This is a genomic window from Mesorhizobium sp. M1A.F.Ca.IN.020.03.2.1 (assembly GCF_004023205.1).
GTDB lineage: Bacteria > Pseudomonadota > Alphaproteobacteria > Rhizobiales > Rhizobiaceae > Mesorhizobium.
Genome location: NZ_RZSV01000176.1, coordinates 1 through 12,278 on the forward strand (window position 1 = coordinate 1; position 12,278 = coordinate 12,278).

Annotated in this window: 13 protein-coding genes; 7 read left to right on the forward strand and 6 right to left on the reverse strand. The window is 63.8% G+C overall.

Annotated elements, in window-relative coordinates; translation table 11 throughout:
* On the reverse strand, positions 1-282 hold a 282-nt coding region (locus EOA79_RS23300; RefSeq protein ID WP_164893925.1), incomplete at its 3' end, for a metalloregulator ArsR/SmtB family transcription factor.
* Positions 283-423: 141 nt separating this feature from the next.
* Here EOA79_RS23300 and tsaA point away from each other — a divergent pair.
* The 3 genes from tsaA (at position 424) to EOA79_RS23315 (ending at position 2,298) form a co-directional block, all read left to right on the forward strand.
* Entirely contained in the window at positions 424-930 is a 507-nt protein-coding gene (gene tsaA / locus EOA79_RS23305; RefSeq protein ID WP_095824935.1) for a tRNA (N6-threonylcarbamoyladenosine(37)-N6)-methyltransferase TrmO, read from the forward strand.
* On the forward strand, positions 927-1,241 hold the full coding sequence (locus tag EOA79_RS23310; RefSeq protein ID WP_066990672.1) for a DUF2293 domain-containing protein: 315 nt from the start codon (positions 927-929) through the stop codon (positions 1,239-1,241). The genes tsaA and EOA79_RS23310 overlap by 4 nt, the downstream gene beginning before the upstream one ends.
* A 97-nt stretch (positions 1,242-1,338) precedes the next feature.
* Positions 1,339-2,298 (forward strand): D-amino acid aminotransferase, encoded by a 960-nt coding sequence (locus EOA79_RS23315; RefSeq protein WP_095824936.1) that lies wholly within the window; start codon positions 1,339-1,341, stop codon positions 2,296-2,298.
* 69 nt (positions 2,299-2,367) lie between these two features.
* Here EOA79_RS23315 and EOA79_RS23320 read toward each other — a convergent pair whose 3' ends face one another.
* Positions 2,368-2,997, reverse strand: a complete 630-nt coding sequence (locus EOA79_RS23320) for an MOSC domain-containing protein (RefSeq protein ID WP_095824937.1) — start codon at positions 2,995-2,997, stop codon at positions 2,368-2,370.
* Positions 2,998-3,177: 180 nt separating this feature from the next.
* Here EOA79_RS23320 and EOA79_RS23325 point away from each other — a divergent pair, with 180 nt between their 5' ends.
* Complete coding sequence (locus EOA79_RS23325) at positions 3,178-3,744, forward strand: isoprenylcysteine carboxylmethyltransferase family protein (RefSeq protein ID WP_095825028.1); 567 nt, start codon at positions 3,178-3,180, stop codon at positions 3,742-3,744.
* Positions 3,745-3,750: 6 nt separating this feature from the next.
* Here EOA79_RS23325 and EOA79_RS23330 read toward each other — a convergent pair whose 3' ends face one another.
* From EOA79_RS23330 to EOA79_RS23345, 4 genes are all read right to left on the reverse strand, one after another.
* Positions 3,751-4,872, reverse strand: a complete 1,122-nt coding sequence (locus tag EOA79_RS23330) for a beta-ketoacyl-ACP synthase III (protein WP_095824938.1) — start codon at positions 4,870-4,872, stop codon at positions 3,751-3,753.
* A gap of 118 nt (positions 4,873-4,990) precedes the next feature.
* Complete coding sequence (gene tam / locus EOA79_RS23335) at positions 4,991-5,758, reverse strand: trans-aconitate 2-methyltransferase (protein WP_095824939.1); 768 nt, start codon at positions 5,756-5,758, stop codon at positions 4,991-4,993.
* 38 nt (positions 5,759-5,796) lie between these two features.
* Positions 5,797-7,446, reverse strand: a complete 1,650-nt coding sequence (ettA, locus tag EOA79_RS23340) for an energy-dependent translational throttle protein EttA (RefSeq protein WP_067328984.1) — start codon at positions 7,444-7,446, stop codon at positions 5,797-5,799.
* 156 nt (positions 7,447-7,602) lie between these two features.
* A complete protein-coding gene (locus EOA79_RS23345) occupies positions 7,603-8,613 on the reverse strand; it encodes a ribonuclease (protein WP_127335044.1) in 1,011 nt (336 codons plus the stop codon).
* 196 nt (positions 8,614-8,809) lie between these two features.
* Between EOA79_RS23345 and EOA79_RS23350 the strand changes: the two genes are divergently transcribed.
* The 3 genes from EOA79_RS23350 to EOA79_RS23360 all read left to right on the forward strand — a co-directional run.
* Positions 8,810-9,769, forward strand: a complete 960-nt coding sequence (locus EOA79_RS23350; protein ID WP_095824941.1) for an alpha/beta hydrolase — start codon at positions 8,810-8,812, stop codon at positions 9,767-9,769.
* 53 nt (positions 9,770-9,822) lie between these two features.
* Positions 9,823-10,998 carry a CaiB/BaiF CoA-transferase family protein gene (locus EOA79_RS23355; RefSeq protein ID WP_067328979.1) on the forward strand — a complete coding sequence of 392 codons (1,176 nt, stop codon included), beginning with the start codon at positions 9,823-9,825 and terminating at the stop codon, positions 10,996-10,998.
* The coding region (locus EOA79_RS23360; RefSeq protein WP_128293310.1) for a thiamine pyrophosphate-binding protein at positions 10,995-12,278 on the forward strand (1,284 nt) is incomplete at its 3' end. The genes EOA79_RS23355 and EOA79_RS23360, both read left to right, overlap by 4 nt.

Consider the following 12,278-nt stretch of genomic DNA (forward strand, 5'->3'; position numbering starts at 1 on the left):
GGCCTCGCGCACGCCCGAGACGAGCCGCTGAACGAAATCGCGCGAGCTGTCTGTGTCCGACAGCCTGAAAAAGGCCCAGGACCCTTCCTGGTAGCGGCCGATCAGCCCGGCATCGAGCAGTAGCTTCAGATGCCGTGAGACGCGCGGCTGCGACTGGCCAAGGATTTCGGTAAGGTCGGAGACCGTGAGATCGCCGCGCGACAGCAGCACCAGAATGCGCAGGCGGCTGGATTCGGCAGCCGCCTTCAATGTATCTACCATCGTGTCGAGCGTGACATGCATGAAAGGTTCTCGCTGAAAGATATAAAGATATGTTTATGTCGAATTTAAAACCCTGGCAAGCGTTATGTCGCTCTCGGACAAGAAAATGGCGCAGCCATGGTCCGCGCATTGCAGGCCATGCGTCCGCGGATTGATTGAACGATGTTCGAGAGACGCGAGGACGAGACGCTCCTGGAAAACGACCCGGCCAATCTGCCGCCGGACGGCCATGTCGTCTTCATCGGCCGGATCGCCTCGCCTTGGACGAGCCGCGAGGATTGTCCCAAGAACATGCGCGCCGCCCGCGAGACCGGTCGGACTGGGGCCATCCTGATCGACAAGCCCTACCGCCGGGGGCTGCAGAACCTCGATCGCGCCAGCCACATCGTCATCCTGTCCTGGCTCGATCATGCCCCACGGAATCTGATTGTGCAGAAGCCGCGCCATGCGGCTGAACCGAAAGGCGTTTTCTCGCTGCGCTCCCCTGCCCGGCCGAACCCTGTCGGCCTGCACATCGCCAAGCTCGTCGCGCTCGATATCGAGGAAGGCCGGATCGAGATCGACGCCATCGACGTGCTCGACGGCACGCCGGTCGTCGACATCAAGCCCTACTATGCGTCGACCGATGCCTTCCCTGAGGCGGCCACTGCCGGACGCGAGGAGAAATGAGCGCGCCGACCGGCCGCCGCCGCGCGATTGCCAAGGCGCTCACCGCGCTCTTGCCGCTCGCCCCCTATTCCGACATGGAAAAAATCCGCGCCGATGCCGGAGCCGTGCATATGAAGAGCTTGCCGCCGACGATCGCGGTGTGGCTGGCAACCATCGCGCATGTCCGCCACACCCATACCGACTATGACAAACTGCTGGCCGAAGGCTATGACCGCGACTCGGCACGCTTCTTTGTCATCGACGAGACCAATGAGGTGCTGACCCGCTGGCGCGCGACGCGGCTGCTGGAAGAGGATGACGAGGACGAGTAAAGCACAGGCTAGGCTAGACAGCGCCGTTGGCCTGGCTCTTACTTCATTCGAAGCTGGACGCTAACCTGCCTTTCCACAACGACGAAGATGGAGCGAAATGAGCCAAGCCGCCCCCGCGCCTGCCGCGCCACTACCCATTCTGTCAGAGCGTCATCTCGATCCGCATGCCTATCCCAACGGCGTCGCTTATCTCGATGGACAATATCTGCCGATGTCGCAGGCAAAGGTGTCGGTGCTGGACTGGGGCTTTCTGCATTCCGACGCCACTTACGACACGGTCCATGTCTGGGACGGCCGCTTTTTCCGTCTCGATCTGCATCTCGACCGTTTCTTCGGCGGGCTGGAAAAGCTTCGCATGACCATCCCGTTCGGCCGCGACGGCGTTGCCGAAATCCTGCACAATTGCGTCGCGCTGTCCGGCCATCGCGGTGCCTATGTCGAGATGCTGTGCACGCGCGGCGCCTCGCCGACCTTCAGCCGCGATCCGCGTCAGGCGATCAACCGGTTCATGGCTTTCGCCGTCCCCTTCGGCTCGGTCGCCAATGCCGAACAATTGCGAAGCGGCCTCCACGTCGCGATCAGCGACAAAGTCCGTATCCCACCTGCCTCGATCGATCCCTCGATCAAGAACTACCATTGGCTGGACCTGGTGCGCGGGCTCTACGACGCTTATGACCGCGGCGCCGACACCGCGCTGGTCCTCGACTTCAACGGCAACCTCGCCGAAGGTCCAGGCTTCAACGTGTTCTGTGTCAGGGCAGGCAAATTGACCACGCCCGCCGTCGGCGTGCTGCCCGGCATAACGCGCCGCACCGTGTTTGACCTGTGCGCCGAGGCGGGACTGCCCACGGTTGCCGCGGATGTCAGCGTGGCCGCGCTCAAGTCAGCCGACGAAGTCTTCATCACCTCGACGGCCGGCGGCATCATGCCCGTCACGATGATCGACGGTGCTCCGGTTGCCGATGGCAAGGTCGGGGCGATCACTGAGCGTCTGATGCGCCTCTACTGGCAAAAGCACGAGGATCCGGCCTGGTCGAGCGCAGTGCGCTACGGATGACAACCAAAGCCACTCCAACAGTTCACTCGAGCGAGACTTGAACCGGCGATATCCAAAGCCGAAGCCCGATCACGCGCGATAGATCCACTGCTCCGGCACCCGCACCGAAATCTCTTCGCCGGTCCTGATGATGCCGGGTTTTTCGACCCAGGCGACCAGACCGCGCAGCCTCTTCGCCGTCTTCGGAAACAGCAAGGCCGTCGCGTCGCGATCCGCCGCGTTGACATGTTCGGCGATCGATTGCCCGGCGACCCGGCAGGGCTTGTTCTGGCCGTCGATCTTGATCGTCACGCCGCCCTTGAAGAACAACAGCGACCCCGCCGGCAGCATCGAAAGATGCGGCAGGCCTTCGATCATCAGGTTGGCGCCGATCCATTCCGCCTTGATCTCCTCGAGGCCCATGCGGTGGGCGACGATGGCGAGCTCATCCGCGGCGACGAGCGACAATTGCCGCTCGTTGCGCATTTCGGTGCCGCGCGGGTACCAGGGCTCGCGCCCGCCGGAGCGCCGCGTCGCGCCGGCATGGAAGTCACCCTCGATCCCGTCGAAGCCAAGGCGCAATTCGTCCACGGGCCTTGACTCGAAATGATCGGACGGAGCGGCATAGAGTGCCGCTGCCAATGCTGTCAGCTTGCGGCCGGCGACGATGTCGGCCGTCGGCTCCGCCGACGGAAAAAGCTCTAGGTTCGTTTCCTGCATAGCGTTGGTCTAGAGACGCTCGGCTACTCGGTCCAGTCGAAAGCGCTGATGATCCGATCACAGCGCTTGATGGCGATCACGACTTTCTTACCTGAAGATGCCGCACGCTTTCACGTTCCGCCGCATTGCCGCCGCGCCGGCGGCGTAAATGGCGGCGCGAAACTTGGGAGGGTTCAGATCATGCAGGTTCAACATGCGATCGCCGCGCTCTGGTTGGCCTGGGTGGTGTCTTGGGTGCTGGCCGCCGCGTGGGCCGATCCAGCGCAAAAGCGCGCGGACTTCAAGGCTGAGGCCCGTTACCGGGTTCTCTGGCTGGCCGGCACCTTTCTGCTGTTCGCGCCGGCGCACGGCTATGTCGGCCGATTGCGGCTGTGGACGCCGACGCTTGCCAAGGGCTGGATCTGCGTCGCCCTGATCGCGATCGGCATCGCTTTCGCCTGGTGGGCGCGCTTGCATCTCGGTCGGCTGTGGTCGGGCACCGTCACCGCCAAAGCCGATCACCGCGTGGTCGACACCGGTCCCTATCGGCTGGTCCGCCACCCGATCTACACCGGCCTGCTGGTGTCGATCCTCGCCACCATGGCAGCCAAGGGCACTGTCTGGGGTGTTGCCGGCGCTGCCCTGCTGCTTGTCGGCATCGTCGTCAAGGCCAGGCTGGAGGAGAGCTTCCTGCGCGGCGAGCTCGGCCCCGCCTATGACGACTATGCCAGGCGCGTGCCGATGCTGGTGCCGTTCGTCCCCGCCTGAGCCGGTTTACAACATCCTCAGCAGCGCGCCGCCGATCGAATAGCCTGCGCCGAAGGCGCAGAGCAGGCCGAAATCGCCGGCCTTCATGTCCGCATGATTTTCGGACAGTGCCACGATGGCGCCGGCGCCCGCCGTGTTGCCGAGCCGCTCCAGCACCATCGGCGCGCGGTCATGGTCGACATCATGGCCGAAGGCGAGTTTCAGGATCATCGCATTCATGCGCGCATTGGCCTGATGCAGCCAGAAGCGGCGGATGCCTTGCGGCGCCAGACCATGCTCGGCCAGGAACTCGACGATGAATTTGTGGCCCGCGACCGTGACTTCCTTGAACACCTTGTTGCCGACCTGCTTGATCAGATTGCCCTCGAGGTTGATCTGGTAGGGATCGTCCTGGGCAGTGCGGGTGTGGTAGCCGAGATTGGTGCGGATGTTGTTCGACATTTGCGTCCAAGTGCGCGTGTCGAGCACCTCGAAGCGTCCCGGCCGCTTCTCGCCCTGGTCGAGCCCTTCGACGATCATGGCGACCGAGGCGTCGCCGAAGATGAAATGCGTCTGCCGGTCGCGGAAGTTGAGATGGCCGGTGATGATTTCGGGCGTCGACACCAGGATGCGCTTGTGCGCCCCTGCCCTGACCAGGTTGACCGCGATGTGCAGCGCCGCCGCGGCGGAAGAGCAGCCGAGCCCCATGTCGAAGCCGGCGCCATTGGTGCCCAGGGCCTGCTGCATCTCGATGGCGATCGCCGGATAAGGCCGCTGATGATGCGAGGCCGAGCAGATCACCAGATCGATATCCGAGCCTTCCACGCCGGCATGGGCGATGGCCTTTTTGGCCGAAGCGATGCCGAACTCCGCCTGCAGCGACAGCGCGTCGTCCGGCCGGGCCGGAATGCGCGGCGCCATGCGGGTTGGATCGAGGATGCCTTCGCGTTCGATCACATGGCGGGTCTGCACGCCCGACGCATGGACGATGAAGTCGCTGTCCGACTTCTGCAGCAGCGTCTCGCCTGTGACGGCGCGGCGCGCATTCTCGGTGTCGACCCAGCTGTTGAAGCTTTCGACCAGCTCTTCATTGGTGATGACAGGCTCGGGGATTTCGGCGCCGATGCCGCTGATGATGACGCGATGCATGTCCAATCCGTCCGAGGCACGGCCTTTGTGCCGGAGCGCGCTACCCTTGTCGCATTTGGCCGGTTTATGCCAGCCTAAATCGCAGTTCCGGCTATCGCGATGAGTTGACCGGAAACGGTCAGGCCCGCTTGGCAATGATGAAGATGCGCGGGAAGCGCAGCAGCACCTTGCCGGTCGCCGTCTTCGGATAGGCCTTTGCGATCTTTGCGGTGTAGCTTTCGAGGAATGTCTTTCTCTCGTCCGCGTCGAGCGGATCGAGGAACGGCTTCAGCCCCGTCGCCTTGACCCATTCGACGATCGCTTCGGCATTGGCCAACGGATGATTGTAGATCGTGTGCCAGATATCCACGCGATCGGCGAGCGGCGACAGAAGATCGTAGTAGAAGGAAACCGGGGGCAGCGGCGCGCGGGCGGCGCTCCTGAGCTTGGCCGAGAACGGCATCTCGGCCGCGGTGTCGCGCATCAACCGATGCGAGGGTTCACCAAGATTATCGGGCATCTGGATGGCCAAGGCGCCGCCCGGCGCGAGCAGCCCGATCAGCTGCTGGAACACCGCCGGATGCTCCGGCAGCCATTGAAAGACCGCGTTTGCGAAGATCACGTCGACGGGCTGTGCCGGCTGCCATGCGGAAGCATCGGCTAGAGCGAAATTCACGTTGGGCAGCCGCGCCTTCGCCTTCTCGATCATGTCGGGTGAGGTGTCGAAGCCGCTGACCTCCGCATCCGGCCAGCGCTCGACCAGCAGCTCCGTCGAGTTGCCCGGACCGCAGCCGATATCGACGACGCGGCGCGGGAAATCGACCGGGACTTGTGCTGCCAGGTCCCGCGCGGGCCGCGTGCGCTCGTCCTCGAACTTCAGATATTGGGCGGCGGACCAGTCAGCCATTTCAGAGCCTCATATGTGTTCGCCGCCCACGGACTTTGTTACCGCGTCAGCCGCTTGTGCGTCATGCGGTGCGGGGTTGCCGCCTCCGCGCCCAGGCGGCGCAGCTTGTCCTTCTCATATTCCTCGAAGTTGCCTTCGAACCATTCGACATGCGCGTCGCCCTCGAAGGCGAGCATGTGGGTCGCCATGCGGTCGAGGAACATGCGGTCGTGGCTGATGATCACCGCGCAACCGGCATAGGCTTCGAGCGCATCTTCAAGCGCGCCCAGCGTTTCGGTGTCGAGATCGTTGGTCGGTTCGTCGAGCAGCAGCACATTGCCGCCGCCCTTCAGCATCTTGGCCAGATGCACGCGGTTGCGCTGGCCGCCGGAAAGATTGCCGACCTTCTGCTGCTGGTCGCCGCCGCGGAAGTTGAAGGACGAGCAGTAAGCGCGGCTGTTGACCTCGTGCTTGCCGAGCTTGATGACCTCGGCGCCGCCCGAGATCTCTTCCCAAACCGTCTTGTTCGGGTCGAGCGCGTCGCGGCTTTGGTCGACATAGCCGAGCTTCACAGTCTCGCCCTTGCGGATCGAGCCGGCATCCGGTGTTTCCTGGCCGGTGATCATCCTGAACAGCGTCGTCTTGCCGGCACCGTTCGGGCCGATGACGCCGACGATACCGCCCGGCGGCAGTTTGAACGACAGATCCTCGATCAAAAGCTCGTCGGCAAAGCCCTTGTTGAGGCCCTCGACCTCGATGACGACATTGCCGAGGCGCTCGCTCGACGGGATGACGATCTGCGTGTCGGTCGGCTTGCGGTTCTGCGACTGCTCGACCAATTCCTCGTAGGCCTTGATGCGCGCCTTGGACTTGGTCTGGCGCGCCTTCGGCGAGGATTGGATCCATTCGCGCTCGCGCCAGATCGCCTTCTGGCGGGCGTCGTCCTCGCGCCCTTCCTGGATCAGGCGCTTGGCCTTGGCATCGAGATATTTGGTGTAGTTGCCCTCGTAGGGAATGCCGCGGCCGCGGTCGAGCTCGAGAATCCAGCCGGTGACGTTGTCGAGGAAGTAGCGGTCGTGGGTGATGATCAGCACCGAGCCCGGATAGTCGCGCAGGTGCTTTTCCAGCCACTGCGTGGTCTCGGCGTCGAGATGGTTGGTCGGCTCGTCGAGCAGCAACAGGTCGGGCTGCTCGAGAAGCAGCCGGCAGAGCGCCACGCGGCGCCGCTCGCCGCCCGAGAGGTTGGTCACTTCGGAATCGGCCGGCGGGCACTGCAGGGCGTCCATCGCCATCTCGACCTGCTGCTCGAGATCCCACAGGTTCAGCCGGTCCATCTCGTCCTGCAGCTTGGCCGACTCGTCCGCCGTCTCGTCGGAATAGTTCATCATCAGCTCGTTGTAGCGCTCGATGATGGCGGTCTTCCTGGCGACGCCGTCCATGACGTTTTCACGCACGGTCTTGCTGTTGTCGAGCTGCGGCTCCTGAGCGAGATAGCCCACGGTCGCGCCTTCGGCCAGCCACGCCTCGCCCTGAAACTCCTTGTCGAGCCCGGCCATGATGCGCAGGATGGTCGACTTGCCCGAACCGTTGGGGCCGAGGATGCCGATCTTGGCGTCCGGATAGAAGGACAGGTGGATGTTGTCGAGCACCTTCTTGGTGCCGTAGGCCTTCGACAGGCCTGACATGTGATAGATGAACTGGCGAGCCACGCGCGCTTTCCCTGAAACTGAACTGTCGAATTGGATGGGGTTGCGCGCTATGTAGGCGATGAAGCGCCGAACGGCAATCGCTTTCGGCACGCCGCGTTCTTCACCAGCCGGCGATCATGCTCGGTTCGGCGGCCAGATCCGGGCCTGGCACGCGCCCTATTGGAACCCTATCGCGTCGACCGTGCCCTTCGGGCAGCCCGCCTTGCTCGTCGGCGCCGAGGCGATCAGCAGGCTGGCGAGCTTGCTGTCGGGGCCGATCGGACCGGAGAGACCGAGCGTCAGCTCGCCGATCAACCGCCTTCCGCTCGACGGATCGACAAGGCAGGAGACGCGCATGCGGTCCCCGGCGCCCTTGCCGAAGGCCTGGTCGAAGGCATTGCGGATCTGCTCCGATGTCAGCTGCTTGCCGATGTTTTTGACAAAGAGATCGCGCACCGGCGAGGCGTTCACCGCGCGCATCAGATTGAGCGCGTCGGAGAAATACTCTTGCTGGCTCTTGCCGTAGCAGGTGCCGTGCTTGATCCATTCATGGCGCTCCAGCTTGGACGCCGTGCCCGGCATCATCTGGTCGAGCTCGGCGCGCGTGTTGGCGTCGAGTTCGACGGGTGGCAAATCTCCCCAATGCGCGGGATTGTCGTTGGCCTTGTCGCCCGCCGACACCTGGCAATAGAAATTGCCGTTCGGCTGCGGCCACAGCCCATGCAGCGTGAAGTGCGAAGCGTCGAATTCGTTGGGATTCTGCGCCTTGCATTCGGGTTTGTTGGCCTTGGTCTCACAGAATGCGGGCTGCCAGCTCAGCGCGAACACATATTCAGGCTTGCCGGAACCAGGTTGCGACGGCTTCATCGGATCAGCCGGCGAGGGCGTGGCGGACGCGCTGCCGCCGATGACATGGCCGCAGTTGATCTTCACCCAGCGTCGCTCCGGATCGGCGCCAGGAACCTGGATGAGATAATGGGTAGGCTCGTCCTTGTTGCCTGCCAGAAGCTGATAGGTCTGTCCCGCTTGGGTAGACACGTTGCCGGAGTTCTTGCCGCTCTTGATGGCTTGCGTTGCCGGACAGGCGCTGTCGGCCACGAAGGTGCCGCTCATCTTCACATCGGCCTGAGCCGCGCCGGCGCCAACCAGGGTCAGAACAACCGAACCCCATACTGCCCAAACCCGCATTCCCGCTCTCCCGGCGATCATCGAACCGTATTGGATTCGGCACATTAGAACAGGCGACGTGTCAGAATTGCGATCTTTGTCGTCGCGCGAAAATAATCCCCAGGAGAGCGATAAGCGCACTCCACATGGCTCGAAAGGATCGCGCTCTCTTGACGCCGCCGAAGCCCTCGCCCATCAGTCGCCAAGGGAGCGAGACATGCCATTCGACAAGCAGACCAGGCTGGCCTCACCGACCGGGGCCGACCTCAACCTCTATGTGAGACATGCGCAAATATCCCCGCGCGCCGTCATCCAGATCAATCACGGCTTGGCCGAGCATGCGGCGCGTTACGCCCGCTTTGCCGACTTCCTCGGCGCGCGCGGCTTCCATGTCTACGCCCATGACCATCGCGGCCATGGCGCGACAAAGGCGCCCGATGCGCCGCTCGGCCGGTTCGCCGATACCGACGGCATCGCCAAGGTGATTGCCGATGTCGGCGCGGTGCATGATCTGATCGCCGTTGATCATCCGGGATTGCCGGTCATCGCTTTTGGACATTCGCTCGGCGCCTCGATCGCGCTGAATTTCGTGCTCCGCCACTCCGGTCGCGTCCATGCCGCCGCGATCTGGAACGGCAATTTCTCGCAAGGCCTGCTCGGCCAGCTGGCCCTGGCCATCCTGGGCTGGGAAAGGATGCGGCTGGGCTCCGACGTGCCATCTCGGCTGCTGCCCAAGCTGACCTTCCAGGCCTGGGGCAAGGCCGTGCCCAATCACCGGACCTTGTTCGACTGGCTGTCGCGCGATCCGGTCGAGGTCGACAAATACATCGCCGACCCGCTCTGCGGCTGGGATGCCTCGGTCTCCATGTGGCGCGATGTGGTCAACTTGGCGCTCTACGCCGGCAGGGAATCGAGCTTCGCCGGCGTGCGCCGCGACCTCTTCGTCAATCTGATCGGCGGCGAGAAGGATCCGGCATCGGACTACGGCAAAGCGGTTCACCACCTTGCCCGGCGGATGGACAAAATGGGCTTTTCGAATCTGGTTTCAAAGGTTTACGCCGACACCCGCCACGAGAGCCTGAACGAGGTCAACCGCGACATCATCATGAATGATTTCGCCGCCTGGGCGGATCATACGCTGAAACCTAGCGGCATTGGCCCATTGCATGGGTCGTGACAGGGGCGACCTCTGTTGGTAGACGCTGCGCTTTCAACCCTTCACGGTGATCCATGGCTGAACCCCCGCTGAAAGGCATCCGCGTCATCGAACTCGCTCGCATCCTGGCAGGCCCCTGGGCCGGGCAGTTGCTCGCCGATCTCGGCGCCGATGTCATCAAGGTGGAGAGCCCGCACGGCGGCGACGACACCCGCAAATGGGGCCCGCCCTTCGTCATGAGCCATGACGGCGAGAACCTTTCGGCGGCGTACTATCATTCCTGCAATCGCGGCAAGCGCTCGGTCGCCATCGATTTCTCCAAGCCCGAGGGCGCCGACACGCTCCGCCGCCTCGTCGCCACGGCCGACGTGCTGATCGAGAACTTCAAGCTCGGCGGTCTCAAGAAATACGGGCTCGACTATGAAAGCCTGAAGAGGATCAACCCGCGTCTCGTCTATTGCTCGATCACCGGTTTTGGCCAGGACGGGCCCTACGCGCCCCGCGCTGGGTACGATTTCATCATCCAGGCGATGGCCGGCATGATGTCGATCACCGGCGAGGTCGGCCGCGAGCCGCAGAAGGCGGGCGTCGCCATCTCCGACCTGTTCACTGGCCTTTATTCGGTGATCGCCATCCAGGCGGCGCTCCGCCACGCAGAAAGGACCGGTGAAGGCCAGCATATCGACATGGCGCTCTTCGACAGCCAGATCTCGGCGCTCGGCAACCAGAATCTCAACTATCTGGTCTCCGGCAAGTCGCCCGTGCAGATGGGCAACGCGCATATGAACATCGCGCCTTACGAGGTGCTGCCGGTCAGGGACGGCCATATCATCCTCGCGGTCGGCAACGACGGACAATTCACCAAGTTCTGCGCAGCGGTCGGGCTGACCGAGTTGCCCGCCGATTCCGATTTCGCCACCAACCCCGCCCGCGTCGCCAATCGCGCCAAGCTGCGCGAGCGGATCATCGAGAAGCTGAGCACGTGGGATCGCGATCCGCTGCTGGCGAAGCTCGAGGCAGCCGGCGTGCCGGCAAGCCCGATCAACACGATCGGCCAGATGTTCGCCGACCCGCAGACGATCGCGCGCGGCATGAAGCTCGACCTGGAGGACGGCCATGGCAATTTGCTGCCTTCGGTACGTGCGCCGATGGTGATGTCCGGCACGCCGCTCGTCTATGAGCGCCCCTCGCCGCGTCTCGGCGAGCACACTGAGGAAATCCTTGCCGAACTGGAGAGAGCAGCAAAATGAAAACGGGCGGACAATTGATCGTCGAGGCGCTCGAAGCGAACGGCACCGACCGCATCTTCTGCGTTCCTGGCGAATCCTATCTGGCGGTGCTCGACGCGCTGCATGACTCGCCGATCCGCACCATCGTCTGCCGTCAGGAAGGCGGAGCGGCGATGATGGCCGACTGCCAGGGGCGCCTGACCGGCAAGCCCGGCATATGCTTTGTCACGCGCGGCCCCGGCGCCACCAACGCTTCGGCCGGCATTCATATCGCCATGCAGGATTCGGTGCCGCTGATCCTGTTCATCGGCCAGGTCGCCAGTCACGCCAAGGAGCGCGAGGCTTTTCAGGAGGTCGACTACAAGCGCTTCTTCGGCGACATCGCCAAATGGGTGGTCGAGATCGAGGATGCCTCACGCATCCCGGAATTCGTCACCCGCGCCTTCGCGGTGGCGACGTCAGGCCGCCCTGGCCCAGTTGTCATCTCGCTGCCCGAGGACATGCTGACCAGCGAGGTCGAGGCCCCAACGGCGCTGGCTCATACGCTGGTCGAAACAAGCCCTGGTGAAGCCGAACTCGACCGGCTTGAGGCCCTGCTCAATGCCGCCAAACGGCCGATTGCCATCCTGGGCGGCACGCGCTGGGATATTCAAGCGGTTCAGGACGTCACCCGTATCGCAGAGGCCTGGTCACTGCCGGTCGGCTGCTCCTTCCGCCGCCAGATGCTGTTCGACCACTTGCATCCGAACTATGCCGGCGATGTCGGCATCGGCATCAATCCGAAGCTGGCGGCAACGGTCAAGCAGGCAGACCTGGTGCTGCTCATCGGCGGCCGCATGGGCGAGATGCCGTCCTCGGACTATACGCTGTTGAAAAGCCCTTACCCGGACCAGATGCTGGTGCATGTCCACGCCGACGCCGGCGAGCTTGGCCGCGTCTATCGGCCGACCCTGGCGATCAACGCCTCCCCCGCCGCCTTCGTGCGAGCCTTCGCCAGACGCAAAGGTCCGGCCGCGCCCGGTTGGGCGGCGGAGACGGCAAAGCTGCATGCCGCCTATCTCGAATGGTCGACGCCGCCTCAGACCGGCCCCGGCGCCGTCCAGATGGGGCCGATCATGACCTATCTGGAAAAGGCGCTGCCGGAAGACGCCATCCTCACCAACGGCGCCGGCAACTACGCCACCTGGGTGCATCGCTTCCACCGCTTCCGCCGCTTCGCCACGCAGGCGGCGCCGACTTCCGGCTCGATGGGCTACGGCACGCCGGCCGCGGTCGCGGCCAAGGCCCTGTACCCGGATCGC